A 25,859-nucleotide genomic window follows, 5' to 3' on the forward strand; every position below is an offset into this window, starting at 1 on the left:
AACCTAGACAAGACTTTCCAATAAAACCCAAACCCAGAGCGAACGCATTGTGAAACCTGCGTTTGTGGGTTCTTTTGACCAACAACTTGTTGGTCAAAAGACGCAACAACGGCAGCTTTGCGAAAGTCCTGCTATACCTAAACATGGAGTGTGGCTTAGTTATGGAAGAGGGTTTAACATTTTTGGAGGAGCAGGGTCGTAGAGCAGGCAAGGCCATAGTTCGGGACCGCAGCCAGTTTCTTCGCCTGTTTGAGAGCTGCCATCGCCAAGGCCATCGGCTCTGGCAACTTTACCGTCTGGACGAGGGCCAGGCACAGGCTTTTAAAAAACTTTGCTGAACTGAGTCAGGATATCTACTTCGAGGATGAGATGCGGGTGGGCTCCCTAACCTGGCTGGCTGGAGCGCAGGGGGCTGCTGGGGCACTGGCTCACCAGTAGAAACTGCGCAACCCGGAGCTAAATCCGGTGGAGCCCTTTTCCCAACAGCTGCGCCGAAAGCGCGTCTTCAACGTCTTCGACACCATGCAGCAGGCACAAGAGATGATGGAGAAGGAGCTGAAGTGTTTTTTGAAAATCCCCAACTGATAACCTTTATCACAAACTACTGCTTCGCCAAATTAAAAATTAGAAATTAATAATTAGGAAGGGGGCATAAAAGCCGTTTCTATTTATATAAAAACAAACGCTACTTCTGGTAATTAAATTGGTCGAGTACTACCCCTATCTTTCAAACACGTCTTAATCAGTTCAGACTGGTATAATTTATTTTTGATGATTACGCGTTTTTTAGTTTTTCAATATCAAACTTTTTCATTTTCATATAGGCATCCATTACATTTTTCGCTTTGTCGGGATTGCTTAAAAGTTTTGGTAAAACGGTTGGAACAATTTGCCACGAAACTCCAAACCTGTCTTTTAACCAACCACAATTGCCTTCACTTCCGCCATCAGAAGTCAGTTTTTCCCAGAAATGGTCAATTTCTTCCTGAGTTTCGCAGTCAACCACAAATGACACTGCTTCATTAAATTTGAATTCTGGGCCTCCATTTAGTCCCATAAACTTTTTGCCGTTCAGTTCAAACGTGACAACCATTTGATTCTCTGCGGTAATCTTTGAATTCTTAAAGATTGAACAGTAAAATTGTGCTGCTGTTTGGGCTTGTCCATCAAACCATAAACAAGGATAAATCTGATTTTCCATTTTTTATATTATTTTTCACCATTCTTTGAATTTAATAAAGACCAACATAAGAAAAGGCAAGCTATCATTACCGCGTCTTCAATTCCTTTTTTCTTTGCGGCTTCAAAGGCTTTATCTTGGATATTTTCCCAGCCCAACTTTATACTATTTAGTTCTTCGAAACTAACCTGATAATCTAATTTATGAGCGTATTTATTTCTAATTGAATTTAAACTTTTGATTGGAGATATTAACCTTTCTGGAAGGATTCCGAGAGAATGCGCCAGATCAACTTTTAAGTTAAAGGATAGTTGATTTCTAAATAAAGATTCTGGGTTCTCTAGTTTTTCTTTAATCAAAGACTCAATTAGACGTTCAATAAAAAGATGAGCTTTTAGAATTGAACCTAATTCTTTTGTGTCAAAAATTAAATTCTGTACTGCTAGATTGTCTAACTCATCGTAATTTAAATTATTAAAGTTCATTCTTAGCTTTGTCTATTCATGGGAATAATTTTACATTATCAGAACAGTTTTCGTTGTGATGAATATTAGAAAGGCATACAACATTACTTGTTCATCCGAGTAGCGAAGAGGGGGCAAGGGTAAACCCATATTTTGTTGCCCGACGTTATTCTTTCTTTATCAGGGCCACAATTTGGTCAATCAAACTGTCAAAGAGTTCTTTCTCATATTCATTGACTTTTGTATAGTAAACTATGAAGCCGAAGAAGTCTTCTTCTCTCCACAGATAATCAGTTTTCCTTATTTTCCCCTCTCTCTTTTTACCATCTTGCGAAGTAACAACATAATGCTTCCCTTGTAGGGCAGGTGTTCTATACTTAGAGCTACAGATTACTACAAGTTGAGCACCTGTTTCTGAAGTATAAGCCTGTGCAAAGCCTTCTCCAAACCAATAAGTTTTACCTTTCTTAAGGCCACTTGACAGGTGAAACTCTATCGTATTATTTGCTGCAAAGCAAGGAAGTTTAACCGCTTCAACTCCTTCTACTTGTCTATTCTGTCCATACGACAGCACAGGCGTCAGCACAAGCACCATTGAAAATAGAAGAAGGGCTTTTTTCATGATTACAATTACGGCCACCGTGCTCGTGTAGCCGATGGTCGAGGCTAAGCCAAGCATAAAGGCTGAACTGTGTTGGCTTATGTTGTTCTACTAATGCTGTTTACATACTACACTTGAGTCAATTCCTAACGCTTTGATTGACTCTAAAGGAGTATAAGTTCGCCCTTCCATTTTAGATCTTATGGCATAGCTTTCTTCCTTGGTCCACTTCCGGATGTTGTACCTTATGAGAAGGTCTTTAGTCAAGTAGTTGCTAATCTGCTCAAAAGCTGGATTTGTTATCGTGTCAGTTGAGCTAGAAAGCGTAACAACCCAGTAAGGCTGGTATAACTGCCAGTTAGCTCTCATGGTAGAATCAAGGAAAGAAGCTGCGTCTTCAGCTCTAAGCGTCTTAATTTGTTCAGGCGTAAGCTCTATAAAAGGTACTTTGATGTAATCAGATTCACTCCTGCCGAACCCGCAAAGATGCCTGTGGGAAACTGTGTGAAGGTATACTTTGTCGCTGCCAACAAAAATGAAATTGTACTCGCCATAGGTCAGGTCAGTTGGAGGTGGCGGGTTATCTTTATACTTTTCGCTCTTTATGTAGTTTTTACCTTCCTTCACCACATAGTATATCTCTTCTGACTCCCTTGAGTTGTCTCCACAAGAAGCAAAAAAGAAAACTATTAGTAAAGGGCAAAGTCTATTCATTGTTTCAATTATGGCCAACTCGTAGCTAAACGGAACCCAATTCGTCTTATCTGCACAGTATGCGAAGCTCCTCAACCTTGGGGTATAAGCAGCAAGTATAAAATCTCAGCCACCCGCTATGCCTTTACAATATAAGAAAACCTCCTTAACTTGAGGGCAAATTTATACATACCCAATATGCCGCACATCCACCCGAAAACGACCCCCATTTACCAGACCTCTGTGTTTGCCTTCGAAGACCTGAACGAGCTGGAGCAGTACTTTGGGCAGCCGGGCCAAAGCTACATGTATACCCGCTACGGCAACCCCAACACCGACGAACTGGCGCAGGAGGTGAACAAGCTGGAGAGTGGGGCAGGAGGCGTGGTTACCTCCTCGGGTATGTCGGCCATACTGGCGGCGGTGCTGGCCCTTTGCAAAGCCGGAGACCATGTGCTGTGCGCCGAGGAGATCTATGGCGGATCGTCGACGCTGCTCACGCAGGAACTGACCCGTATTGGCATTGAGGTGACGTATGTGCCCAACGAGGCGCTGTATACCCTGGGGGCGCATGTGCAGCCGAATACCCGACTGCTGCTGGCCGAAACCATGAGCAACCCGCTATTGCAGGTGCTGGATGTGGCCAAACTGGCGGAAGAAACCAGGCAGCAGGGTATCAAACTGGTTATCGACAATACTTTTGCCACACCAGTGCTTACCCAGCCTTTGGCCTTGGGGGCGGATGTGGTGATTCATAGTGTGACGAAGTATCTCTCCGGCCACAGCGATGTGACAGCGGGCGTGGTAATTTGCCGCACGACAGAGGATGTACAGCGCGTACAGAAGGTGAAGATGGTATATGGACTGAACCTGAGCCCATTTGAGGCCTGGCTGGCGGCCCGTGGCCTGAAAACACTGCGCCTGCGCATGAAGCAGCACAGCAGCAATGCCCTCGCCATGGCTGCTTACTTACAGCAGCACCCCAAGGTGGAGAAAGTGTGGTACCCGGGGCTGGAGGAGCACCCGCAGCACGAACTCGCGAAGCGGCAGGGCAGGGGGCTGTTCGGGGGGATGCTCAGTTTCCGGATCCGTGACGACAGGGAGGTGGTGAACCGCTTCATGAAAGCACTTCCCACCATTCCGTTTGCGCCCTCTTTGGCCGGTGTCAACACCTCGATCTCTTACCCGCTCGGAACCTCGCACCGCGCCCTCAGCCCCGAGCAGCAACAAAAGCTAGGGATCACGGCCGGCGTTATACGCTTTTCGGTGGGCATAGAAGAGCCGGAGGAACTGTTGAAAGAACTGGAAACAGCGTTAGCAGCGGTGTAATGAATGCGGTTGCCCGCCGGTGTTGCAGCGGTTAAAGGTGTTTTACGGATACCTCCTTCGAGGAATTTATACCTCCTCCAGCAATCGCTTTAGGTGCTTCACCACTTTCTCCAGTTCTTCTTCCGTCAGGCTGCTGCTGCTTGGCAGGCATATTCCCCGCTTAAACAGGTGTTCGCTCAGGCTGTTCCCATAATAAGGATAGGGCGCGAAAAGAGGCTGCAGATGCAGGGGTTTCCAGAGCGGCCGCGATTCAATGTTCTCCTGTTCCAGGGCCAGCCGCACCTCCTCGGGGTGAGTGTTGGCGGGCAGTAGCAGCGTAGTGAGCCAGCGGTTGGAGAAAGCCCCCTTCGGCTCGGCCAGAAAGAACACGCCTTCGATAGACTGCAGTTGGTTTTTGTAGAAGGTATAAATTTCGCGGCGCTGCTTGATGCGTTTCTCCAGCACCTCCATCTGCCCGCGGCCTATACCCGCGCTCACGTTGCTCAGACGGTAGCTGTAGCCCAACTGCGTGTGCTGGAAAAAGGGGGCGGGGTCTTTTGCCTGCGTCGCTAAAAACAGGGCCTGCTCTGCCAGCTGCGGATCTGCGGTAACCAGGGCCCCGCCGCCGGAGGTGGTGATGATCTTGCTGCCATTAAAGGAAAAGGTGCCAAAAAGGCCCATGGTGCCTACCTGGTGGCCACCGTAACGGGAGCCAAGTGCCTCGGCGGCATCCTCCACAACGGGTATCCCAAACTCTTCGGCCACGGCCAGAACCTCCTGAACCTTGGCGGGCATGCCGTATTGGTGCGCCAGCACAAGTGCCGCAGGATGTTTCCCACGGGCCTGCCGCGACACGATCGCCTCGCGCAGCGTGGTGGGGCACATGTTCCAGGTCTCTTCCTCGCTCTCCACGAAAACCGGCACGGCCCCGAGGTATAAAATGGGGCTTGCCGCCGCCACAAACGTAAAGGTAGAACACAGCACCTCGTCGCCGGGCTGAACGCCCACTAACCGCAGTGCCAGGTGCAGGGCCGCCGTGCAGGAAGTAACCGCCACGGCATGGCGCGCGTTGGTGTGCTGGCAGATGTCGTGCTCAAAGCCAGTCAGATTGGGCCCGACCGTAGACACCCAATTGTCCTCGATTGCTTTCTGCGCATAATTTTTCTCATGGCCCCCCATGTGCGGCACCGAGAGGAAAATTCGTCCTGGCTTGTAGGTCATAGTGCTAAAGGTATGTGCTGTGAACCCGGAAACAGGGTAGCGCGCTGTCGCTCTGGGTGAGCGGACAGGCTGGCTGGCCGCTGTGCGAGGCGAGGCGATTTCCCGTTTCAAACGCACCCACAGGAAGAGTGTTGCCTCTGATGTCCAAAAAAATCTTCGTTATGGCCAGTCGGATGCCTTGGGGCTGACAGCAGTCTGAAACAGACCCGTGGCTGTGGTGTTTTGAAATCGTGGCGCACCTGAGCGGATAAGGCACGTACAAAATCCAGAAATGGCCGCTGGCAACTGCCGATTCCGTACTATTTTATAGATTGCACCTTCAAATTAGCCACAAATCGCCTTATGCTCGACTTCCCGAACGCAAAAATCAACCTCGGCTTATACGTTACGGCCAAGCGCCCCGACGGCTTCCATACCCTGGAGTCGTGCTTTTACCCGGTGAGGTGGTGCGACGCGCTAGAGATTTTGCCTGCTGCCGAAGAAACCTTCACCATGACCGGCTTGCCTGTGCCCGGCGACCCGGACACGAACCTGTGCCTGAAAGCCTATAAATTGCTGCAGCAGGACCATCAGCTCCCGCCCGTGCACATGCACCTGCACAAGGTCATACCCATGGGGGCAGGGCTGGGGGGAGGCTCGGCAGACGCGGCCTTCGCGCTGCGCATCCTGGACAAACTCTTTGCCCTTAACCTGAATGCTGAAACGCTGGAAAATTATGCCCGCAAGTTGGGCAGCGACTGCGCTTTTTTTGTGCGCAACAAGCCGGTCATCGCCTCGGGGCGCGGAGACGAGTTCACGCCGGTTACCCTCGACCTGAGCGGCTATACCTGCGTGGTGGTGTACCCGGGCATCCATATCACCACCGCCGAAGCCTATGGTAGCATTACCCCGAAAGAGCCGAACTGCAGCATGGGCCTGCTGCTGAAGCAGGACGTGCATGTATGGAAAGAGGTGCTGAAGAATGACTTTGAGGAAGCCCTGTTCCCGAAATACCCGGAGCTGCCGCAGGTGAAGGCGAAGCTATACGCGGCCGGTGCCTCCTACGCCGCCATGACGGGCTCGGGCTCTGCCCTGTATGGCCTTTTTAAGGGCGAGGCGCCGGCAGACTTAGTCTTTCCCGACCACTACCTTGTCTGGAAAGGGCTGCTTTAGCCTTTTCCGTCGTTCTACGTAGGCATCCAGCACGGGGTATACAAAAACGCTCATCAGAATAACGCCCGCGCCGTAGTAAAAGCCATCCGAGAGCTTATCGCCCTCATCAAAGATAAACCAGGCCAGCACGATGCCATACACCGGCTCCAGGTTCACGGTTAGGTTCATGGAGTAGGCCGAGATGCGCTGCATCAGGCGCACGCCCGCGGTATAGGCATACACGGTGCAGGCCAGCGTCAGGATCAGGAGGTATACCCAGTCCATCGCGGTCAGGCCAAAGTTGAGCGTGCCGCTCTCCACAAAAAAAGCAGTATAGAACGGGAAGAAAAGCACCGTGCCCAGGCAGGCACCGGCCATCTCGTAGCAGGTAATGGTGGTGGAGGGGAATTTCTTGACCAGCCGGGAGTTGATGATGGTGAAAATGGAGGCCAGCAAGGCGGAGCCAACGGCCATGCCGATGCCCAGGATGCTGTTGAACTCGGTTTCGTGCTGGAAGATGATGTATAGCCCCATGATGATGAGCAGGGCCAGCACGATCTCGTGCGGCTTGATTTTGCTTTTAGAGAAGAGCGGCTCCAGGAAGGCGGTCCAGAGGCTGCAGGTAGCCAAACCCACCAGGCTGATAGACACCGACGCCACCCGCGCAGCCGCGAAAAACAGGATCCAGTGCCCGGCGATAACAAAGCCCACGCTCACGATCTTCACAATGTTCATGCTCCCGATCCGGAACGGCGTCCCACGTCTATATATGATTAGGGCAAGCGCCAGCGCCGTGATAAGGGTGCGCAGCGAAACCAGTTCCACGGCCGGTATGCTGATCAGTTTGCCAAGGATGGCCGTGAACCCCCACAGGAAAATAACGAAGTGGAGCTCCAGAAAATCTTTTAAACGCGGCATGCTAACGCGGAACGTAACGGTACAACAAAAATCCTATACCTGAGAAAATAATCGTCGGGATCCAGGCGGCGATCTGCGGGGCAAGATCCCCGACCTGGGCCAGGCTCCGGCTCGCGATCACGAAGATGATGAACACAAACGCCAGCAAAAAGCCCAGCGCCACCTGAAAGCCCACTCCGCCCCGCGCCTTGCGGGCACTCATGATCACCCCGATCACGGTGAGGATGATGATGGCGAAAGGGTAGCTGAAGCGCTCGTACTTCTCGATGAGGTATACCTCGGTGTCGTCGGCGCCCCGGTCAATCTTCTCGTTGATATACGCGCTCAGTTGGGGCAGCGTCAGGGTCTGCTCGAGTTTGTAGGTGCTCTCAAAGTCCTTGGGCCACATGTTGAGGGTGGTATCCAGCGAGGCACCTTTGGTGATCGTTTCCTGCTCGCCGTCGAACGTGCGGAGGGTATAGTTGTCCACGTGCCACTTCTCGTCCTCCTCGTTCCAGGAGATGCTGTTGGAGGAGAGCTTTCGCTTTAGGCTGGTGCCCTCAATGTTCTCCAGCGCGAAGTTATACCCCACGTTTGCCGAGTTGTTGTAGCTCTCCATATACACGTAGGTCTCGGGGGCAATCTTGATGTGGATGTTGCGGCTGTCGTAGGTGAAGGGGCTCTTGATGTACTTGATCTGAAAGGCCACGCTCTCCCGGTTCGCGTTCGGGATCACCCACCCGATCAGCAGGAAAATGGTGGCCGCAATCAGCGAGGACCCCATCAGGTAGGGCACCAGCAGCCTCCTGAAGCTCACGCCGCTGCTCAGGATCGCCACGATCTCGGTATGCGAGGCCAGCTTGGCCGTGACGAACACCGTGGCGATGAACACCGTGATCGGGCTGAGCATGTTGGCGTAAAACGGGATCAGGTTGAGGTAGTAGTCGAAGATGATCTCGCCCACGCTGGGGTTGGTCTTGATAAAGTCGTCGTTCTTCTCCGTGAAATCGATCACGAGAATAACCGCCACCAGTATCAGCACCGTGAAGACGTAAGTTGTCAGGAACTTCTTTACTATATATTTGTCGAGGAGCTTCACAGAGTCTAATTATGAATTAAAAATTAGAAATTAAAAATGGCAGGCCAGTTTACTTTGATGGGGCATGCATGTCATCTTCAGTTCTAATTCATAATTTCTAATTGCTAATTATTACAATCGAGTCATCAGTTTCTTTACCATCACATCTTTCCACTCCCGGAAAGTTCCGTTGATGATCCGCTGACGGGCCTGCTTTACCAGCCACAGGTAAAACGTGAGGTTGTGCACGCTGGCAATCTGGCCGGCAAGGTACTCGGTGCTGTGGATGAGGTGGCGCAGGTAGGCCTTGCTGTAAAAAGTGCTCACATACCCCCCCAGCTCCGCATCGATCGGGCTGAAGTCATCGGCCCATTTCTTGTTTTTGATGTTGATGATCCCCTGCGTGGTAAACAGCATGCCGTTGCGGGCATTGCGCGTCGGCAGCACGCAGTCGAACATGTCCACGCCCAGCGCGATGTTCTCCAGGATGTTAGCGGGTGTGCCCACGCCCATCAGGTAACGCGGCTTGTCCTGTGGCAGTATGTCGCACACCAGTTCGGTCATCTCATACATCATCTCGGCAGGCTCGCCCACCGACAGGCCTCCGATGGCGTTGCCCTCCCGGCCAAAGCCGGCTATCGTCTCTGCCGACCGCACCCGAAGGTCTTTGTAGGTACTGCCCTGCACGATCGGGAAGAGGGTCTGGTTATACCCATACCTGGGCTCGGTGTTGTCGAAGCGGTCAACGCAGCGCTGCAGCCAGCGGTGGGTGCGCTCCATCGAGTGCTTGGCATAGGTATAGTCGCAGGGGTATGGCGTGCACTCGTCGAAGGCCATGATGATGTCGGCTCCGATGATGCGCTGCGTGTCCATCACGTTTTCCGGGGTAAAGTCGAGTGCGGAGCCGTCGATGTGCGAGCGGAACTTCACGCCTTCCTCCTTTATCTTGCGGGTGCCCGCCAGCGAGAACACCTGATAACCGCCGCTGTCCGTCAGGATGGGGCGGTCCCAGCCGTTGAACTTGTGCAGGCCGCCAGCCTGCTCCAGCACATTCAGGCCGGGGCGCAGGTATAAATGGTATGTGTTGCCCAGTATGATTTCGGCCTTTACGTCGTCCTTAAGCTCGCGCTGGTGCACGGCCTTCACGGATCCGGCGGTGCCCACCGGCATAAAGATAGGGGTTTCGATGGGGCCGTGGTCGGTCTGCACAACGCCTGCGCGGGCTTTCGACTGAGGGTCTGTAGCGATGAGGTTAAATTGCATGGTATAGGTATAGCCGGGTCGCGGCCTTGCTCAGGCAAGGCCAGGCGTATTGAGTTGCCGGACAGGCTGCTGCTGCTTTAAGTTCCTGTAATAATATCAACCTACAAAGATAGGAACTGCGGTGGTGCAAACCACAAACATCTAATAAATCCTTGGAGGCTTCGGAAATAGGGCAGGAATAGCTAATTTTGAATGTAGGTTGAGACTTAGGACGCAAGACGCAAGACACAAGACACAAGACGCAAGATTTTAGACACAGGACACAGGACGCAAGACTTAGGACACAAGACACACGATTCAAGACTTAGGACACTGGATTTTTCAAGAATGATTGTGGTGTTTGCTCGCAAGATATTCTTGATAAACCGTCCTCATATGTTTCAGGATTGGCTTGCCCGGTTCACCTACAGCAGGAATCTCAACAATCACCAACTTGATTTCAACGATACTTTTGGTGCTGCTAGCGCTGTGCGTGCTGGTGCAGCTTTACTTCAGCCTGATTTACTTTCTGCCCCTGGCCCGGCACCAGGACCCGACGGATGAGGCCGTGTGGCCGGTGTCGGTGATTGTGGCGGCGCACGACGAGCTGGAGAACCTGATGGAACTGCTCCCGCTGCTGCTCGACCAGGAGTACCCGGAGTTTGAGGTGATCCTGGTGAACGACCGCTCCGAGGACGACACCGAGTTTTACCTGTATGAATTGGAAAAGCAGTTTGGGAATTTTCGGGTCGTGACGGTGAAGAACACCCCGCAGTACCTGAACCCAAAAAAATATGCGCTGTCGCTGGGCATTAAAGCCGCCCGTTTTGAGCACCTGCTGCTCACCGACGCCGACTGTAGGCCCACGAGCCTGAATTGGATCAAAAAAATGCAGTGCGGGTATAAAAACGGCGCTGAGGTAGTGCTGGGCTATTCTCCATATATACAAGTAAAAGGATTTTTAAATGACTTGGTGCGTTATGAAACCTTGCTGACCGGAATTCAGTATTTGTCTCATGCAAACATGGGTAATCCCTATATGGGCGTTGGCCGAAACTTATCTTACACCAAAGGATGTTTCTTTAAAAACAAGGGGTTTGCATCTCATATCAAAACAATAGGCGGCGACGATGATCTCTTTGTGCGAGACGCGGCCAACAATAGTAGCATCAGCATTGTTATAGACAAGGAGGGGCAAACGGTCAGCATTCCTAAGAAGACGTTTCGGGAATGGCTGGTACAAAAGCGCAGGCACATGTCTGTCGGCGGGCGATACAAGGCTGCGGATAGAGCAAGAATCGGATCTTTTGTAGTGGCTAATATACTTTTTTACACTATTTCAGTCGTTCTTCTTGTTCTGAGTAGCCATTTGGCTATCTTGGGCGGGCTTATAGCGGTTCGGTATCTGGCGGTGATTCCGGTGTATGTGCTGGTTGCCCGCAGGCTGGGCGATGCCGTGTCCCCTTTGATGTTGCCGCTGCTCGATGTAGTTTATTTTTTTAACTACGTGTTACTAGGGGTATCTGTAATACTGTATAAAAAATTCAGATGGAAGTAAACAAACAATTCTCTGCGAAAGCAAAGCACGACTTCAAACTTATTCAGGCCGCGGTAGAAGATAACGACGAGAAAGCGTACGCCGAGCTGATGAGTATCTATAAAAAGCCCGTGTACCACGTGGTGCTGAAGATGGTGCGCAACGCCGACGACGCAGAGGACTTAACAATAGAGGCCTTCGCGAAGGCTTTCCGGAACCTGCATAAATTTAACCCGGAGTATGCCTTCAGCACCTGGCTGTTCCGCATCGCCACCAACAACTGCATCGACTTTATCCGCAAGAACAGGATCAAGACGATGTCGATTGACTCGGCGATCAAAATCGACAATGGCGACGAGATCACCATAGACTTTAAGGACAAGAACCTCAACCCGCAGGAGGAGGCGATCAAGAACCAGAAAATCGAGATCATGCAGTATGTGGTGGCCAAGCTGCCAGACAAGTACCAGCGCCTGGTAACGTTGCGCTACTTCAACGAGCTGAGCTACGAGGAGATCGCCACCGAGCTGAACGCGCCGCTCGGCACCGTGAAAGCCCAACTGCACCGCGCCCGCGAGTTGCTCTATGACATGGTAAAGAACAAGAAGCATTTAATTTAATTGTTGAATTGTTCGCTCCTGAGAGATTAGCCGCATTGCGGTATTAAGATATTAAATTAAGGTTGATTATTGATTACGTTTAAAGCCCCTGTTGCCCAAAAGCAGCAGGGGCTTTATACATATAGCCGATTCTGGTTCTTATTTTATACTTTTGCAGCAACAAAGAAGCAAGTAGCAAGACACAGGACACAAGATTTATACTTGTGAAGTATAACTAAGATATGCCAAGAGTAGCTGATACTATACTTGAAGAAATTGGGAAGCGGTATTTGTACTTGCGATGGCGCAGACAGGAGCGTGTAGAACGAGAACTACAGGTAAAGTATGAGGGCAAGTATAAAAATGCTGGTCTTGTGCTGCTCTTCGACCTGCTCATGGCGCTAGCCGTAGCCACTTTTGTGGCGCTACTTGCAGCTGTTTTATACTTTGTTGTCTCCTAAAGGAAATTCGTAATTCATCATTCATAATTAAATAATGACTGCCATCCGCACCTTGCTATCCGGCTATTTCCCGGAGCTTACCGAAGACCAACTGCAGCAGTATGACCACATGGGCGCGCTGTATGCGGAGTGGAACCAGAAGATAAACGTGATCTCGCGGAAGGACATGGATCAGCTGAGCGTGCACCACATCCTGCATTCGCTGGGCATTGCCAAGGTGGTCAGCTTCCCGGCGCATACTGCCGTGCTGGATGTGGGCACCGGGGGCGGCTTGCCGGGCCTGCCGCTGGCCGTAATGTTCCCTGAGGTGAAGTTTCACCTTGTAGACTCCATCGGCAAGAAAATACACGTGGTGGAGGAAATAGCCCGGGAGCTGCACCTGCACAACGTGACGGCAGCGCAGGTGCGGGCCGAGCACGTGCGGGAGAAGTTCGACTTTGTGGTGAGCCGCGCCGTGACACGCCTGGCCAACTTCTACCCGTGGGTGGCAAACAGCTTCAAGAAGCCCGATGTGCCTGCCAAAGGCCTCTACTTCCTGAAAGGCGGCGACCTGACCGAGGAGATTGCTGAGTCTGGCCTCATTGCCAAGGTATATGACCTGAAAGACAGCTTTCAGGAAGATTTTTTCGAAACGAAGAAGGTGGTATATGTGCCTTTTAAGTGAGGTCTATACCTAGCACTCAACCAATTTAATCACTAGAATTAGCGTTTGTTTTATATGAATAGGAACGGCTTTATACCATTATCCAATGGATTTAGCGTATTAAAGTATTTTCGTGCAGTGTTCATTACTTGCTGTTACGACATGCCCTCTTTTGTTCCCCTTTGAAGGGGGTTAGGGGGATGACACACCCTGCGTAGAGTCTACTGTGAAATATTTTATTCTCATCAAGCAAGAGCACGAAAGGTTATTCCGGCCGCCTCTCATCCCCCTTCTTCGTCGAGGGCCCCTACCCCCAAGGGGGACTTTTACGAACTGTGCGACTCTCTTGCGTAACGTCAAATTTGACTGTGCAAATTCTAATTTATAGTAATATTATACTTAATTTCTAATTTCTAATTCGGCGAAGCGCTAGCCGCCATTCTCTCTACGTTGTCTTTTCTCCGAAACCCCTGCCACATCACGCTGCCGAATAACGCGCAACGGCCAACGAAACCCTACGCTTCCTCCAGCAGAAACCGAAGCGCCCTGGACTCGGAGTAGTATATGCCGGCCCAGGAGTCTTCAGCAAAGCCCACGTGGCCACCCTCCGCAGGCATCTCCAGGTAAAAGGAACTGTTTTCCAGCGCCTCCTGCACAGGGTAGCACTCCTCAGACAGGAAAGGGTCATTCATCGCGTTCACCAGCAGCGTCGGAATTTGGATATGCCGGATAAACTGCTTTGAACTGACGCGCGCGTAATAGTCCTCTGCGTCCTTAAAGCCGTGCATGGGCGCGGTATACCTATCATCAAACTCCGGGAACGACCAGTAAATATTGTAGTCCGTCAAGTCTACCTCCGCAGCATACAGGGCTTTTTTGTGTTCCAGCTTTGCCTTCAGCGATTTCAGGAACCGCCGGGTATACAGCATGGGTATCTTCATAGCCGATCCTTTGAGGTCGACGGGCACGGAGAAAACTGCCGCCCGCTTCACCTGCTTGGGCACCTGCTCCGGGGCCTCCCCCAAATACTTCAGGGTTATGTTGCCGCCCGCGCTAAAGCCTGTCAGGTATACCTGCTTGTAGTTGTGCTTTTTCAGGGCATGGCGCACCACAAAGTCCAGGTCGTCGGAGGCGCCGAGGTGGTAGGAGCGGAGCAGGTTGTTGGGCTCCCCGCTGCAGCTCCGGTAGTTCCAGGCCAGCGCATCTATACCCCGCTGGTTAAATGCTTTGACCATACCGGTGATGTAGGGCCTGCTAGAGTCTCCCTCCAGCCCATGCGACAACACAAGCAGGGAGTCTGACCCCACAACTGACCAGTCGATGTCCAGGAAATCCTCATCGGGCGTGACCAGGCGCTCGCGCTGGTAGTGCACGCCCTCCACCTGCCTGAACAGGCTGGGTATGATGGTTTGAAGATGTCCGTTAAAGAGGTAAAAGGGTGCTTTGTGTGAGGAGGGGAGAATGGGCATATGTGGTAGCGTCGAACGCTAATGTGGTTTTTTTAAGGCGTATAGCCCACTTTTAGCCGAAAATACCGGGTCGGATATACCAATATATTTATTATTGCGTAAAGTGGGACTAGAACCAACAAATAAGAACTATGAAAGTTACATCAAAATTAAAGACAATAGGCATCGCTTTCGCAATTGGTGCTTTTACCGTTGCCTGTAACCAGGAAACTGCCCAGGAAACGAACCAGGAAATTGACGAGGCACAAACAGAAATGAGCCATGAGAACATGGACATGAACAACGACATCGACGAGTTTGAGGCCTGGGTACAGACGAATGCCAACCGAACCGAAACCGCTACGAAAGAGGAGTGGCTGGAAACGAGAAGAGAGTATAAGCGCCGCGAGGCCGAGTTGGAAGCCAAAAGCTCCACCTGGGACGAAAAAACCCGGGAAGAGTGGCAAGAGGCTAAAGATGAGTGGAACGAAATGGAAAACAAGGTTCAGAAGCGTTTAGGCGACATCAAGGACATTGATGTGGACGTGGACGTAAAGAAGGAAAATAACTAATTCAAGGGCTTGGCCCGACTACCTATATGAAGGAGGTCGCTGTTCTGGTAACAGCGGCCTCCTTGTTTTTACTGCAGCCATTTGCGGGGCATCCTGCGGAAAGAATCAGGTGGGGATAGTAAATAGCGGTATGTTTTCTTATATTTGCCAAACGCAAAGGGAACTCAATTTTTTCCGGGGAGATTTTGGAAATTAATCCTTAAGAATATACCTTTGCAAACTAATTCAGAGAACAGAATAAAAGATCTAAATACATACAATTCATATGGCTAACCATAAGTCGGCATTAAAAAGAATCAGAGCGAACAACGCCAAACGTCTTCGTAACAGATATCAAGCGAAAACCACTCGTACTTTCATCAAGAAGTTAGAGAAAACAACTGATCAGGCAGAGGCGCAAGAGCTTTACAAGACAGTTTCTTCTATGCTTGACCGTTTGGCTAAGAAAAACATCATCCACAAAAACAAAGCAGCGAACAACAAGTCAAGATTGGCTAAGTTCGTGAACGGCCTGGCCGCAGCTTAATTTTTGCTGGAACGCTTCAGAAAAGCCTTGCGCCAAGTGTGCAAGGCTTTTTGTGTTTATGCCTTTTGCTGCCGTGCCGCCAGCACAATACCATATCACAGGCCGTTTTCATATGGTTCAATAATGAAGCAGCTAGTCTGTGGATGATATACTAGCCACAGGCCAGTGTTAAAAGTTGATACTTCATATACCAATATCAATTGATGAGTGCACACAGCCTTGCCTTTCAAGTAGTACAATTCCCCTCTTGGGAGGGGCAGGGGTGGGTTATTTTGCACTTCCACATGCGCAGAATCTATTTGATATCGGTATTAATAGTCGAGAAGCTTCATTTTTCCTGATCAGTTAAACCCAGAACGAAATACAGGTATAAACAGATCGGCCCCCGAAGGTAACTTCGGGGGCCGATCTGTTTTACTGATAAATTGCTTATGCTTAGGCAATGCTCAGCTTAATCATATTGGTGCGTTTCTGCTCATTTATCGGCATGCTGGCTGTGTTGATGAACACGTCGCCTTTCTCAAGATAGCCGCCGTCTAAAAGCGTCTGCTTGATGTCATTTATCGTAGCGTCTGTCGACTCGAACTTGTCGTAGTGGAAGCCGCGAACGCCCCATACCAGGTTCAGCGTGTTCAGGAGCCCAGGGTTCTCCGTGAAGATGAAGATATCAGCCTTGGGGCGGTATTTAGCCAACTGGAAGGCAGTATAACCTGATTTGGTCATACCGATAACGGCACTGGCCTGGGTGGCGTGCGCAAGGCTACAGGCGCTGGCCACGAGGCTGTCGCTGTAGAACGTGCGCGTTTCCGGGTTCAGGGCATAGCTCTTGTTAAAGATATTGGCGTTGGCCTCCACCGTACGGATGGTAAGGCTCATACTGCGAATCGTCTCGATAGGGTAGGCGCCTACGGCAGTTTCCGCGCTCAGCATCACGGTGTCGGCACCATCGATCACGGCGTTGGCCACGTCGTTTGTCTCGGCGCGGGTAGGGCGCGGGTTCGTGATCATGCTCTCCATCATCTGGGTTGCCACAATCACGGGCTTTCCGGCGCGGTTGCACTTTTCCACCAGCATCTTCTGGATCATCGGCACCTTCTCCATACCCACCTCAACGCCAAGGTCGCCGCGGGCAACCATGATGGCGTCCGTGATCTCGATGATCTCGTCGATGTTGGTGATGGCCTCCGGCTTCTCTATTTTAGCGATCACGCGGGTACCTTTGCCGCGCGAGGCGATAATGCTTTTAATTTCCTCGATGTCGGCGGCTTTGCGCACAAAAGAAAGCGCTACCCACTCCACATCGTTGTCGAGGCCAAAGTGCAGGTCCTCGATGTCTTTTTCTGTCATCGAAGGCGCAGATACCTTAGAGTCTGGCAGGTTGATGCCCTTGCGTGGCTTCACCGTTCCGCCGTAAATTACCTCGGCCTCTACTTCCATGTCCCCGTCGGTGCTGATTACCTTTACTTCCAGCTTGCCGTCGTCGAGCAGTATGGCGTCTCCGGGCTTCACGTCTCTTGCCAGGTTCTTGTAAATCGTCGAGAGCCGGCCCTCAACCGTAAGCGAACCGTCACAAACAAGCTTAATGATCTGTCCTTCCTGAATTTCAATGGCTCCGTTCTTTACATCGCCCAAGCGGATTTTCGGGCCCTGCAAGTCCTGCACCAGGCAAATGTTGAGGCCATGCTGCTCGTTTAGGGCGCGCACATGGTCAATTACTTTCTGGTGCTCAGAATAGGCACCGTGCGAAAAGTTAAGGCGAAAGGCATTCACACCCTCTCTGGTGAGCGCCAGTAGGCGCTCAGGTGTGTTACTGGCTGGCCCAACGGTAGCCAGAATCTTTGTTTTATTGAAGGATATGTCCATATTTAGAATATCAGGTTTTCCTTTAGTTTAAGTGTAAGTGGGTCAAAATGCTTTACGTACTGCACCAGCGGGATGCGCAGGAGCTTGTTTATAAGCTCCTGGGGGTATAGCTGCAGCAGCGGCCCGGTTATCTGCAGCACATAGTCATACTCTTTCAGCTCCGGCAGCAGGAAGGCTTTCATGCCCAATGCTTTGTTTTTGAGAAGGCGCACCACGCTATGGTCGGTAATATACTCATAATTCGATATAATTAGGCGCTCTTGCTGCACAATCTCGTAACAGAGGTCCTCCTGCTTGATGAGCCGAAAACCCAGCAGCTTGTTCAGTGCCCAGGCGAGTTTGTACTCTTTCACGGAGGCGGTCACGCCATACACTTCGAAGTCATAGTCGTACTCTATATCAAGCTGGAGTGTCTGCATAGTTAGGTCGTGGCCCCAAAAATAACAAGGGAACTTGGTAAAACGACATATATGGGCTAAAACTTTTGTAATACAGCGAATAGAGAGATTTTTTTTGACATTGTCTTCCGAAATATATTTCTTTGCACAGTGTTTTAATTAACTATAAGAAAAATGTCAGAAATAGCAGAAAAAGTAAAGGCTATCATTATTGATAAGCTTGGTGTAGAAGAGTCGGAGGTAACACCGGAGGCTAGCTTCACAAATGACCTTGGCGCTGATTCATTAGATACTGTTGAGCTTATCATGGAATTTGAAAAAGAGTTCAACGTATCCATTCCAGATGATCAGGCTGAAAACATTGCCACTGTAGGTCAGGCTGTTAGCTACCTGGAGGAGCACGCGAAGTAATATCACCCCATTTAGATCACTATCAGAACAAATTTTCTACTATCTGTCCTCTACTAGTATCTTATGGAGCTTAAGAGAGTTGTAGTTACTGGGTTAGGCGCACTCACGCCACTTGGGAATTCTGTTTCAGAGTACTGGAACGGTTTGATCAACGGCGTGAGTGGGGCTGCCCCTATCACGCGCTTTGATGCGAGTAAGTTTAAGACACAGTTCGCCTGTGAAGTAAAAGGATACGAAGCAGAGAACTACTTCGATCGAAAGGAGGCCCGCAAAATGGACCTCTTTACCCAGTTTGCCATGGTAGTGGCCGACGAAGCTGTTAAGGATGCCAACATTACCGATGAGAATGCAGACTACGATCGCGTTGGCGTGATCTGGGGGTCTGGCATCGGTGGGTTGCGCACCTTCCAGGAAGAGTGCGTGAACTTCGCCCACGGCGACGGCACACCGCGCTTCAACCCTTTCTTTATCCCGAAGATGATCGTCGACATCAGTGCCGGCCACATCTCCATCAAGCACGGTTTCCGCGGCCCGAACTTCGTGACCGTTTCCGCCTGTGCTTCTGCCACCAACGCCATCATCGACTCTTACAACTACATACGCCTGAACATGGCCGATATAATTGTGACGGGTGGCTCTGAGGCTGCCGTAACAGAGGCTGGCATCGGTGGCTTTAATGCTTTGAAAGCCCTTTCAGAGCGCAATGACTCCCCGGAGACGGCTTCCCGCCCTTTTGATGCAGACCGCGACGGCTTTGTGTTGGGAGAAGGCGCCGGTGCCCTGATCCTGGAGGAGTATGAGCATGCCAAGGCGCGTGGCGCGAAGATATACGCCGAGATCATCGGCGGCGCCATGTCTGCGGACGCATACCATATTACCGCACCGCACCCTGAAGGCCGTGGTGCCCTTATGGTGATGAAGAACGTGCTACAGCAGTCTGGCATCAAGCCAGAGGAGGTAGACTACATCAACGTGCACGGAACCTCTACACCACTGGGTGACCTGAGCGAGGTAAAAGCGATCAAGCAGGTTTTCGGCGACCACGCCTATAAGCTGAACATCAGCTCTACCAAGTCTATGACAGGCCACCTGCTGGGTGCCGCTGGCGCCATAGAGGCGATTGCGTCTATCCTGGCCATCCAAAACAACATCGTGCCCCCTACCATCAACCACTTCACGGACGATGAGAACCTGGACAGCGGGTTGAACCTGACGTTCAACAAGGCGCAGGAGCGTGAGGTGAAGGTTGCCCTGAGTAATACCTTCGGGTTCGGTGGCCATAATACCTCTGTGATATTCCGGGAACTGAAAGATTGATGTGTGTTTGGGCCAATAAAACCAGTTAGACGCGCCTACCATAGGTTATTTAACAGAGACAGAACTTTTGTTCGCGCTATTGCTGGAGTTATTGGCAGTACACCTGACAACCTCCGCCTGTACCGGCTTGCCCTCACGCATACCTCCTTTGCCCGCCAAAACGCATCGGGGAAGCATGAGACGAACGAACGCCTGGAGTTTTTAGGGGATGCCATCCTCGGTTCCGTGGTGGCAGAGCATCTGTTCAACAAATTCCCGTACGAGGACGAGGGCTTTCTTACCGAGATCCGCTCGCGCATCGTAAACCGGGAGTCATTGAATCAAATTGCCGTTAAAATCGGCCTGAACCTGCTGGTGAAGGTGGATACCACAAACCATGGCACCCGCCATCGGTCGGTGAACGGCAATGCCCTGGAGGCCCTGGTGGGGGCCATTTACCTCGACAAGGGGTATGACAAAACCCGCCACTTTATCCTGTCTAAGCTGCTGAAGCCGCACATCGACCTCCACAGCCTGACCACCACCACGTCCAATTTCAAGAGCAAATTGATTGAGTGGGCGCAAAGCCAGAACCTCGACATCCGGTTTGAGATCATCAAGCGCAAGCACCAGGGCAACACCACTGAGTTTACCTCCGAAGTATACATCGACAACAAAGCCATAGCCGTGGGCGTGGGCCTCTCCAAGAAGAAAGCAGATCAGTTCGCCGCCGAAAAAGGCCTGACCGCGCTGAAGATTAGTTGATTATTGGTTGTTAATTGATGATTGCCAATTGGTAATAGTTTAATTGTTAGATGGTTAAATTGTTGAAATAAACTTCTAGCACCAATAATTAACCGGCTGTTTCGGAATTCTTTATCCAAAACTTTTCCTGAAGCGGCTTTCCTAATCCGCAGTAGCTGGATCATGGGGATTAGCAAAACCCCTGCAGATAGCTTTCAGGCAGGGAAGTCCGAAGAAGCTGTTTCTGCGCATCTACTCATAACATCCATCAATCAGCAAGTAGCAATCAGTAATTAACCCCCAACAATCAGCAAACAACGCTTAACTTGCCCACTCAAAGTTGCGTTAAACAACCCCATGGAAGAAACTAGACTGATGCTGGCCGCTGCCGCCCTAAACCAGACGCCGATGGACTGGGAAGGGAACCTGCAGCACATCAAAGACGCTATTACGGAGGCAAAAACCAACCACATCCAACTGTTGCTGTTGCCCGAGCTGTGCATTACAGGGTATGGCTGCGAAGACATGTTCCTGAGCCCGTGGGTGTCGGAAGTGGCGTTTGAGAAGCTGCTCCAGATCCGGGAGTGGTGCGACGGCATCACGGTGGCCGTGGGCTTGCCGGTTTTCCTGGACCGGAAAGTGTATAACACGGCCTGCGTTATCAAGAACAAGCAGATTGTCGGTTTCACGGCAAAGCAGTTTCTGGCTAATGATGGCGTACACTATGAGCCGCGCTGGTTCACGCCCTGGCCTGCCAACGAGGTGCAGGAGTTTGAGCAATTCGGCGAAACCTACCGCATCGGCGACATCATCTACAATGAGCAGGGCGTGAAGTATGCCTTCGAGATATGTGAGGATGCCTGGCGCCCGAACCGACCTGCGGAGCGGCACATGCCCAAAGGCGTGCAACTTATCCTGAACCCGAGCGCGAGCCATTTTGCCCTGAGCAAAACCGACGTGCGCCACCGGCTGGTGGTGGATGCCTCCAAGAAATACCAGTGCGCCTATGTATACGCCAACCTGCTGGGCAACGAGGCGGGCCGCATGATCTACGACGGGGAGGTGCTGATCGCCCAGAATGGAAAGCTTATCCGGCGGAACGAGTTGCTATGCTTCAAGGACGTGGACATGGAGTGCGCGGAGGTATGCTTCTCGGAAAACCCTCGGATTGAGGAGGTGATAGAGTATTTGCCACCGATTGACGAGAACAAGGAGGTAGTCGCGGCCCTGAGCCTTGCCCTCTACGATTACATGCGCAAGAGCCGTAGTCGGGGTTTTGTGCTGTCGCTGAGCGGCGGCGCGGACTCGTCGTTGTGCGCCGTGGCCGTGGCCGAAATGGTACGGCGCGGCATTGAGAGCCTGGGGACGCTTGTGTTTGTAGCCAAGATGCAGCTGTTCCCGATGAAGGACGTCGCCTACTTTGATACACTGCCCAAAGACAGGCTGCAGCGGGAGCTGGTAAACAGGCTGCTGACATGCGCCTATCAGGGCACCGTAAACTCGTCAGATAATACGTTTAACTCTGCCGAAGGGCTTGCCGACTCCATCGGGGCGAAATTTTATAACTGGACCATCGACGACGAGGTAAACGGCTACGTTTCCAAGATTGAGGATGTGCTGGACCGCCCGCTGACCTGGGAGCACGATGACCTGACGCTGCAGAACATACAGGCGCGCGTGCGGGCTCCGGGCATCTGGATGCTGGCCAACGTGAACAACGCGCTGCTGATGGCCACCTCAAACCGTAGCGAAGGCTCCGTTGGTTATACCACCATGGACGGCGACACAGCCGGCGGCATCTCGCCCATTGCCGGCATCGACAAGGCCTTTATCCGGCAGCTGCTGGTATGGATGCAGCTGGAACTGGGCTACGAGGGACTGCAGTATGTGAACAACCTGCAGCCAAGCGCGGAACTGCGCCCCTCAGACGACGAGCAGACTGATGAAAAGGACCTGATGCCCTACGAAGTGCTGAACCAGATCGAGCGCCTTGCCTTCCACGACCGCTTTGCACCCCACGAGGTGTATACCAAACTGCTGGAGCAGGGGGTGGCGGCCCCGGAGTTGTTGCAGGCCTGGGTAACCAAGTTCTACAGCCTCTGGACGCGCAACCAGTGGAAACGCGAGCGGCTTGCCCCGTCTTTCCACCTCGACGACTACAACATCGACCCGCGCAGCTGGCTCCGTTTCCCGATCCTGAGTGGCGGCTTCCGGGAGGAACTCTCCAAAATTCAATCATAAAGCATACCATGAACGCGGGGGCTATATATGGCTCCCGCGTTTTTTCCGTACCTGATTTGTCGTAACTTTGGTACGAACACAACCACCCATATGAGTATATTCCATTCTATCCCCTGGAACGTAGATCCAGAGATTTTTTCCATCGGACCTTTAACTATACGCTGGTATGGTTTGCTGTTTGCCCTGGGCTTCGTAATCGGACAGCGCATCCTGACAAAGATATATGTGGCGGAAGGCCGCACTGAGGAAGACGTAGACGTGATCACGCTGTACATGATTATCGGTACGGTGCTGGGCGCCCGTTTGGGCCACGTGCTGTTTTATGACGCCAAGCACTACCTGAGCAATCCCATCGAGATCCTGAAGATATGGGAAGGCGGCCTGGCTAGTCACGGGGCCACCATCGGCATCCTGTTTGCGCTGTGGCTTTTCAGCCGGCGGCAAAAGTTCGATTACATGTGGGTGCTGGACCGTATCGTGATTGTGGTGGCGCTGGGGGGCGCACTCATTCGACTCGGAAACCTGATGAACTCTGAAATCTTCGGGCATCCGACAAACCTGCCCTGGGGCTTTATATTCTACCGCAGCCACGAGTTCTCGCACGTGCCACGCCACCCCACGCAGCTGTATGAGTCGCTGAGCGTGTTCCTGCTGTTTGTGCTGCTGTTCTGGCTCTGGAAGAAGTATAAATCGGCCTTGCCGCGCGGCCTGCTCTTTGGCTTGTTTGTGACGTTCCTGTTCACGTTCCGCTTTTTGGTAGAGTTCCTGAAAGAGAACCAGGAGGCGTTTGAAGACGATCTTGCCCTGAACATGGGCCAGATTCTTAGTATCCCGCTCATCCTGATCGGCCTTTTCATACTATACCGGGTATGGCGAAACCCAACCCCGGCTACTCCCGGCGGCAGGTTAACAGACTCTAAGGCATAGTTTTTTAGCGAAAGGTATACAAGGTATATATAAAAAGCGGCCACTCCTGATCGGGAGTGGCCGCTTTTTGTTGGTGGAGGTAAGGGGAGTTATCTAACAAGGATGCCCGTCTGATTTACCGGGCGGGCTGGAAGGAGTAATCTAATTCCCCTTCTTAGATGCAGGGCTGGGTTGCCAGCTGATGGCGATATGCCGAAATGACAATGCGAAAGCAGATGTAGGAATTACAGATGGTAGCGGTATAAATTGCCTCCCTCACTGGTGATCACGAGGGTTTCTTCATCCTCGAATGCGATGCCTTCGGTCTGGCCGGCGTCTTTTAGGCGGAGTTCCTGCTTTTTGCCTTTGTAGAATGTGTCGGGTGAGTCGAAACCAGTGAAGAGGTGGATCTTCCCTTCGCTGAGCAGCGCCACCTTTTCTTCGTCCGGGCTGATGTCGGCACCCGTTATCTGGGCGTTTATTTTGCTGCTTCCGATGAGTTTTGCGGTATAGGTGCCTGCCTCGGCCGGTACTTTATACACCTTGGCCGTCGCTTTTTGGCCTCTGTCTTTTGTGACGAGGTATATGCTGCCCTGACTATAGAAAATGGCCTCCACATCAAAATTGCGGTCTTTTTTGGAGGGTGGGTATGCCTTCTGGTCTTCGTAGGTAAAGCTGATTTTCTGTACCTGCTCCGGGTTGTCGAGCTTGAGTTTATACACCATCAACTCGCGGCGATTATTGTTGTTGTTGCCGGTTTCCGCGATGTATACATAGCCGTCGTCGTCCTTTGCCAGGTCTTCCCAATCTACGTTCCGGATGTTTAATTTATACGTTGCCTCAATGCCCCCTTTTTCATCAATCTCATACAGGTATGGCTTGTTGCCGGCGTCGTTGTGCGTCAGGTAAAGGCCTTTCTGAGGTAGCGCAAGCAAGCCTGAGCTTTCCTGCACGGCATCGGGCAAGTGAGCCAGTTTTTCAAAAGAAGCGGCAGCCGACTTCGGCTTCGAGGCAGAAGGGCCTGCACCCAAATCGCGCGTAAAATAGAACAGGGCCATTGCGGCAGCCACTAAAATAGCCGCTACTTTTATCATAAGCTTCATTTATATTGGATTACAATTGCGTTTTGTACTTAACGGCAAGTGCCTCCGTGGTGTTAACTATATTCCTGAAAATTGTTAAATTCGGGAGGTGGGCCAAGTGCTGAGGTAGAAGAGCATGTTTAAAATTCATCTTTTGGGCTACAAAACGTCCATCAAGGAACCTGACTTCACCTTTTTATCGCCCCATAGCGCTGCTATGCGGCTCAAAAAACGCTTCGTCAGAACCCTTCCTGAACATTTTTCGCTTCCAAAAATGAAATTTAAATATACTCTAAACGCGACCAAAAATGGAGATAAAAAAGATAAAGGAAACCTGCTTGTATGTAACCGACCTGGAGGCCAGCAAAGCTTTTTACAATGGCAAACTGGGCTTTGCGGTGATAGGTGAAGTGAAGGACCGGCATGTGTTCTTCCGGGCGGGTGCCTCGGTGCTGCTCTGCTTTATTTCCGAAGCCGCTAAAAAGAGCACTACGCTGCCGCCACACTTTGGCTCAGGGCATCTGCACGTGGCCTTTGAGGTAGCGAAAGACCAGTATGAGCGGTGGAAGCAGCAGGTTAAGGAAGCAGGAATTGCGGAGGAGCAGGAGTTTGACTGGGGTGGCGGCTACCTCTCGTTCTACTTCCGCGACCCGGACCAGCACCTGCTGGAGATTGTGATGGAGGGAATGTGGGAGCGGGGCTGATACATTGCTGCTGAATATCATACACCATTCCAAGTGCAGTGTGCATGCCATAAGCTGGACAACCCGAAACATTGGCGCGCTTCCGGCTAGTTTTACAACTGGCTTACTGTATACCTGTCCCGCCTAGTATTTCGAGTTCTTGTCCTTTTTCCGGCATACCGTCGAGGATTGGCATCGCCTGAGAAATCAACTCTTTTACTCCCTCCACCTTCAACGAATTGTCGTGGTCTTCTTTGCTGTCCCAGATTTCAGTTACCCAAACCGCGTTTTTATCAGTCGTGTCTCTGCTCACCACATACAACTGGCAGCCCTTTGCCGTCGAAACCAGCGCTGATGCCTGAATCAAAATGTCTGCAAGCTGATCAACGGTACCTTCTTTCGCTTTCAGTTTTCCGTGCAATCCATACTTGTTCATAAGCGTTGTTTGGTTTGTTGACTGACTACTATAGTTTTCTGACGGTTGGGGATGATTTTTATATCTTCTAGTAACGGTTTGCAGCTACCCGAAGGTGGCGATTTAGAAGCACTTCACTGTCAACCGAGCACAAACTTAGATAGAAGCACAAAGCTTGATTTAACCACTGAACCGCCACTTTTGGGTAGCTGCTGTTAG

General features: G+C 51.3%; 28 protein-coding genes. 15 read left to right on the top strand and 13 right to left on the bottom strand.

The window, feature by feature from the left end; genetic code table 11:
• The first annotated feature begins 249 nt into the window (after window positions 1-249).
• Window positions 250-438 (top strand): hypothetical protein, encoded by a 189-nt coding sequence (locus tag MKJ04_RS16735; protein ID WP_241642808.1) that lies wholly within the window; start codon window positions 250-252, stop codon window positions 436-438.
• A gap of 337 nt (window positions 439-775) precedes the next feature.
• Here MKJ04_RS16735 and MKJ04_RS16740 read toward each other — a convergent pair whose 3' ends face one another.
• The 4 genes from MKJ04_RS16740 to MKJ04_RS16755 form a co-directional block, all read right to left on the bottom strand.
• A complete protein-coding gene (locus MKJ04_RS16740) occupies window positions 776-1,201 on the bottom strand; it encodes a VOC family protein (protein WP_241642809.1) in 426 nt (141 codons plus the stop codon).
• Between the two features lie 8 nt (window positions 1,202-1,209).
• Window positions 1,210-1,665, bottom strand: coding sequence for a hypothetical protein (locus tag MKJ04_RS16745; RefSeq protein WP_241642810.1), 456 nt, complete (start codon window positions 1,663-1,665; stop codon window positions 1,210-1,212).
• A gap of 145 nt (window positions 1,666-1,810) precedes the next feature.
• Window positions 1,811-2,266, bottom strand: a complete 456-nt coding sequence (locus tag MKJ04_RS16750) for a hypothetical protein (protein ID WP_241642811.1) — start codon at window positions 2,264-2,266, stop codon at window positions 1,811-1,813.
• 90 nt (window positions 2,267-2,356) lie between these two features.
• Window positions 2,357-2,977 (bottom strand): hypothetical protein, encoded by a 621-nt coding sequence (locus tag MKJ04_RS16755; RefSeq protein ID WP_241642812.1) that lies wholly within the window; start codon window positions 2,975-2,977, stop codon window positions 2,357-2,359.
• 159 nt (window positions 2,978-3,136) lie between these two features.
• Between MKJ04_RS16755 and MKJ04_RS16760 the strand changes: the two genes are divergently transcribed.
• Window positions 3,137-4,267 (top strand): trans-sulfuration enzyme family protein, encoded by a 1,131-nt coding sequence (locus tag MKJ04_RS16760; protein ID WP_241642813.1) that lies wholly within the window; start codon window positions 3,137-3,139, stop codon window positions 4,265-4,267.
• A gap of 66 nt (window positions 4,268-4,333) precedes the next feature.
• Here MKJ04_RS16760 and MKJ04_RS16765 read toward each other — a convergent pair whose 3' ends face one another.
• Window positions 4,334-5,467: a DegT/DnrJ/EryC1/StrS family aminotransferase gene (locus tag MKJ04_RS16765; protein WP_241642814.1), complete on the bottom strand. Its 1,134-nt coding sequence runs from the start codon at window positions 5,465-5,467 to the stop codon at window positions 4,334-4,336.
• Window positions 5,468-5,809: 342 nt separating this feature from the next.
• On the opposite strand from MKJ04_RS16765, the gene ispE reads away from it, so the two are divergent.
• Window positions 5,810-6,619, top strand: a complete 810-nt coding sequence (gene ispE / locus MKJ04_RS16770) for a 4-(cytidine 5'-diphospho)-2-C-methyl-D-erythritol kinase (RefSeq protein ID WP_241642815.1) — start codon at window positions 5,810-5,812, stop codon at window positions 6,617-6,619.
• On the opposite strand, the gene MKJ04_RS16775 is transcribed toward ispE, so the two are convergent.
• From MKJ04_RS16775 to tgt, 3 genes are all read right to left on the bottom strand, one after another.
• Window positions 6,575-7,516: a DMT family transporter gene (locus MKJ04_RS16775; RefSeq protein ID WP_241642816.1), complete on the bottom strand. Its 942-nt coding sequence runs from the start codon at window positions 7,514-7,516 to the stop codon at window positions 6,575-6,577. The genes ispE and MKJ04_RS16775 overlap by 45 nt on opposite strands.
• A gap of 1 nt (window position 7,517) precedes the next feature.
• A complete protein-coding gene (locus tag MKJ04_RS16780; protein ID WP_241642817.1) occupies window positions 7,518-8,594 on the bottom strand; it encodes an LptF/LptG family permease in 1,077 nt (358 codons plus the stop codon).
• Between the two features lie 111 nt (window positions 8,595-8,705).
• Complete coding sequence (gene tgt / locus MKJ04_RS16785) at window positions 8,706-9,836, bottom strand: tRNA guanosine(34) transglycosylase Tgt (RefSeq protein ID WP_241642818.1); 1,131 nt, start codon at window positions 9,834-9,836, stop codon at window positions 8,706-8,708.
• A 433-nt stretch (window positions 9,837-10,269) separates the two neighbouring features.
• On the opposite strand from tgt, the gene MKJ04_RS16790 reads away from it, so the two are divergent.
• The 4 genes from MKJ04_RS16790 (at window position 10,270) to rsmG (ending at window position 13,076) form a co-directional block, all read left to right on the top strand.
• Window positions 10,270-11,373: a glycosyltransferase gene (locus MKJ04_RS16790; protein ID WP_241642819.1), complete on the top strand. Its 1,104-nt coding sequence runs from the start codon at window positions 10,270-10,272 to the stop codon at window positions 11,371-11,373.
• On the top strand, window positions 11,364-11,972 hold the full coding sequence (locus tag MKJ04_RS16795; protein ID WP_112303596.1) for an RNA polymerase sigma factor: 609 nt from the start codon (window positions 11,364-11,366) through the stop codon (window positions 11,970-11,972). Before MKJ04_RS16790 ends, MKJ04_RS16795 begins: the two co-directional genes overlap by 10 nt.
• A 275-nt stretch (window positions 11,973-12,247) precedes the next feature.
• Window positions 12,248-12,412 (top strand): hypothetical protein, encoded by a 165-nt coding sequence (locus MKJ04_RS16800; protein ID WP_241642820.1) that lies wholly within the window; start codon window positions 12,248-12,250, stop codon window positions 12,410-12,412.
• Window positions 12,413-12,446: 34 nt separating this feature from the next.
• Window positions 12,447-13,076: a 16S rRNA (guanine(527)-N(7))-methyltransferase RsmG gene (gene rsmG, locus MKJ04_RS16805; RefSeq protein WP_241642821.1), complete on the top strand. Its 630-nt coding sequence runs from the start codon at window positions 12,447-12,449 to the stop codon at window positions 13,074-13,076.
• A gap of 494 nt (window positions 13,077-13,570) precedes the next feature.
• On the opposite strand, the gene MKJ04_RS16810 is transcribed toward rsmG, so the two are convergent.
• Entirely contained in the window at window positions 13,571-14,524 is a 954-nt protein-coding gene (locus MKJ04_RS16810) for a YheT family hydrolase (RefSeq protein WP_241642822.1), read from the bottom strand.
• A gap of 131 nt (window positions 14,525-14,655) precedes the next feature.
• Here MKJ04_RS16810 and MKJ04_RS16815 point away from each other — a divergent pair, with 131 nt between their 5' ends.
• Together MKJ04_RS16815 and rpsT are read left to right on the top strand one after the other, a co-directional pair.
• Entirely contained in the window at window positions 14,656-15,075 is a 420-nt protein-coding gene (locus MKJ04_RS16815; RefSeq protein WP_241642823.1) for a hypothetical protein, read from the top strand.
• A gap of 265 nt (window positions 15,076-15,340) precedes the next feature.
• Window positions 15,341-15,601 (top strand): 30S ribosomal protein S20, encoded by a 261-nt coding sequence (rpsT, locus tag MKJ04_RS16820; protein ID WP_241642824.1) that lies wholly within the window; start codon window positions 15,341-15,343, stop codon window positions 15,599-15,601.
• A 435-nt stretch (window positions 15,602-16,036) separates the two neighbouring features.
• On the opposite strand, the gene pyk is transcribed toward rpsT, so the two are convergent.
• Both pyk and MKJ04_RS16830 read right to left on the bottom strand, forming a co-directional pair.
• Window positions 16,037-17,464 (bottom strand): pyruvate kinase, encoded by a 1,428-nt coding sequence (gene pyk, locus MKJ04_RS16825; protein WP_241642825.1) that lies wholly within the window; start codon window positions 17,462-17,464, stop codon window positions 16,037-16,039.
• A gap of 2 nt (window positions 17,465-17,466) precedes the next feature.
• Window positions 17,467-17,883 carry an IPExxxVDY family protein gene (locus tag MKJ04_RS16830; RefSeq protein ID WP_241642826.1) on the bottom strand — a complete coding sequence of 139 codons (417 nt, stop codon included), beginning with the start codon at window positions 17,881-17,883 and terminating at the stop codon, window positions 17,467-17,469.
• A 153-nt stretch (window positions 17,884-18,036) separates the two neighbouring features.
• Here MKJ04_RS16830 and MKJ04_RS16835 point away from each other — a divergent pair, with 153 nt between their 5' ends.
• The 5 genes from MKJ04_RS16835 (at window position 18,037) to lgt (ending at window position 23,481) form a co-directional block, all read left to right on the top strand.
• Window positions 18,037-18,273, top strand: a complete 237-nt coding sequence (locus tag MKJ04_RS16835; RefSeq protein WP_018477241.1) for an acyl carrier protein — start codon at window positions 18,037-18,039, stop codon at window positions 18,271-18,273.
• A 63-nt stretch (window positions 18,274-18,336) separates the two neighbouring features.
• Complete coding sequence (gene fabF, locus MKJ04_RS16840; RefSeq protein ID WP_241642827.1) at window positions 18,337-19,590, top strand: beta-ketoacyl-ACP synthase II; 1,254 nt, start codon at window positions 18,337-18,339, stop codon at window positions 19,588-19,590.
• Between the two features lie 3 nt (window positions 19,591-19,593).
• Window positions 19,594-20,334 carry a ribonuclease III gene (gene rnc / locus MKJ04_RS16845; protein WP_241642828.1) on the top strand — a complete coding sequence of 247 codons (741 nt, stop codon included), beginning with the start codon at window positions 19,594-19,596 and terminating at the stop codon, window positions 20,332-20,334.
• Window positions 20,335-20,670: 336 nt separating this feature from the next.
• The gene (gene nadE, locus MKJ04_RS16850; RefSeq protein ID WP_241642829.1) at window positions 20,671-22,554 is read left to right on the top strand and encodes an NAD(+) synthase; all 1,884 of its coding nucleotides are present in this window, start codon (window positions 20,671-20,673) and stop codon (window positions 22,552-22,554) included.
• Between the two features lie 90 nt (window positions 22,555-22,644).
• A complete protein-coding gene (lgt, locus tag MKJ04_RS16855; RefSeq protein ID WP_241642830.1) occupies window positions 22,645-23,481 on the top strand; it encodes a prolipoprotein diacylglyceryl transferase in 837 nt (278 codons plus the stop codon).
• A gap of 224 nt (window positions 23,482-23,705) precedes the next feature.
• On the opposite strand, the gene MKJ04_RS16860 is transcribed toward lgt, so the two are convergent.
• Complete coding sequence (locus MKJ04_RS16860; RefSeq protein WP_241642831.1) at window positions 23,706-24,554, bottom strand: hypothetical protein; 849 nt, start codon at window positions 24,552-24,554, stop codon at window positions 23,706-23,708.
• 296 nt (window positions 24,555-24,850) lie between these two features.
• On the opposite strand from MKJ04_RS16860, the gene MKJ04_RS16865 reads away from it, so the two are divergent.
• Window positions 24,851-25,246 carry a VOC family protein gene (locus MKJ04_RS16865; protein ID WP_241642832.1) on the top strand — a complete coding sequence of 132 codons (396 nt, stop codon included), beginning with the start codon at window positions 24,851-24,853 and terminating at the stop codon, window positions 25,244-25,246.
• Between the two features lie 103 nt (window positions 25,247-25,349).
• On the opposite strand, the gene MKJ04_RS16870 is transcribed toward MKJ04_RS16865, so the two are convergent.
• A complete protein-coding gene (locus tag MKJ04_RS16870) occupies window positions 25,350-25,661 on the bottom strand; it encodes a putative quinol monooxygenase (RefSeq protein ID WP_241642833.1) in 312 nt (103 codons plus the stop codon).
• Between the last annotated feature and the right edge of the window lie 198 nt (window positions 25,662-25,859).

This window comes from Pontibacter sp. E15-1, assembly GCF_022601975.1.
Taxonomy (GTDB): Bacteria; Bacteroidota; Bacteroidia; order Cytophagales; family Hymenobacteraceae; genus Pontibacter.

Bases quoted from the DNA above. Each gene is read 5' to 3' on its own strand.
- MKJ04_RS16810 (WP_241642822.1), bottom strand. From the start codon at position 14,524: ATGCCCATTCTCCCCTCCTCACACAAAGCACCCTTTTACCTCTTTAAC.
- rsmG (WP_241642821.1), top strand. From the start codon at position 12,447: ATGACTGCCATCCGCACCTTGCTATCCGGCTATTTCCCGGAGCTTACC.
- MKJ04_RS16765 (WP_241642814.1), bottom strand. From the start codon at position 5,467: ATGACCTACAAGCCAGGACGAATTTTCCTCTCGGTGCCGCACATGGGG.
- rpsT (WP_241642824.1), top strand. From the start codon at position 15,341: ATGGCTAACCATAAGTCGGCATTAAAAAGAATCAGAGCGAACAACGCC.
- MKJ04_RS16745 (WP_241642810.1), bottom strand. From the start codon at position 1,665: ATGAACTTTAATAATTTAAATTACGATGAGTTAGACAATCTAGCAGTA.
- MKJ04_RS16835 (WP_018477241.1), top strand. From the start codon at position 18,037: ATGTCAGAAATAGCAGAAAAAGTAAAGGCTATCATTATTGATAAGCTT.
- MKJ04_RS16865 (WP_241642832.1), top strand. From the start codon at position 24,851: ATGGAGATAAAAAAGATAAAGGAAACCTGCTTGTATGTAACCGACCTG.
- MKJ04_RS16870 (WP_241642833.1), bottom strand. From the start codon at position 25,661: ATGAACAAGTATGGATTGCACGGAAAACTGAAAGCGAAAGAAGGTACC.
- MKJ04_RS16775 (WP_241642816.1), bottom strand. From the start codon at position 7,516: ATGCCGCGTTTAAAAGATTTTCTGGAGCTCCACTTCGTTATTTTCCTG.
- MKJ04_RS16795 (WP_112303596.1), top strand. From the start codon at position 11,364: ATGGAAGTAAACAAACAATTCTCTGCGAAAGCAAAGCACGACTTCAAA.
- pyk (WP_241642825.1), bottom strand. From the start codon at position 17,464: ATGGACATATCCTTCAATAAAACAAAGATTCTGGCTACCGTTGGGCCA.
- MKJ04_RS16830 (WP_241642826.1), bottom strand. From the start codon at position 17,883: ATGCAGACACTCCAGCTTGATATAGAGTACGACTATGACTTCGAAGTG.
- MKJ04_RS16760 (WP_241642813.1), top strand. From the start codon at position 3,137: ATGCCGCACATCCACCCGAAAACGACCCCCATTTACCAGACCTCTGTG.
- MKJ04_RS16740 (WP_241642809.1), bottom strand. From the start codon at position 1,201: ATGGAAAATCAGATTTATCCTTGTTTATGGTTTGATGGACAAGCCCAA.
- lgt (WP_241642830.1), top strand. From the start codon at position 22,645: ATGAGTATATTCCATTCTATCCCCTGGAACGTAGATCCAGAGATTTTT.
- tgt (WP_241642818.1), bottom strand. From the start codon at position 9,836: ATGCAATTTAACCTCATCGCTACAGACCCTCAGTCGAAAGCCCGCGCA.
- MKJ04_RS16860 (WP_241642831.1), bottom strand. From the start codon at position 24,554: ATGATAAAAGTAGCGGCTATTTTAGTGGCTGCCGCAATGGCCCTGTTC.
- nadE (WP_241642829.1), top strand. From the start codon at position 20,671: ATGGAAGAAACTAGACTGATGCTGGCCGCTGCCGCCCTAAACCAGACG.
- MKJ04_RS16750 (WP_241642811.1), bottom strand. From the start codon at position 2,266: ATGAAAAAAGCCCTTCTTCTATTTTCAATGGTGCTTGTGCTGACGCCT.
- ispE (WP_241642815.1), top strand. From the start codon at position 5,810: ATGCTCGACTTCCCGAACGCAAAAATCAACCTCGGCTTATACGTTACG.
- fabF (WP_241642827.1), top strand. From the start codon at position 18,337: ATGGAGCTTAAGAGAGTTGTAGTTACTGGGTTAGGCGCACTCACGCCA.
- MKJ04_RS16815 (WP_241642823.1), top strand. From the start codon at position 14,656: ATGAAAGTTACATCAAAATTAAAGACAATAGGCATCGCTTTCGCAATT.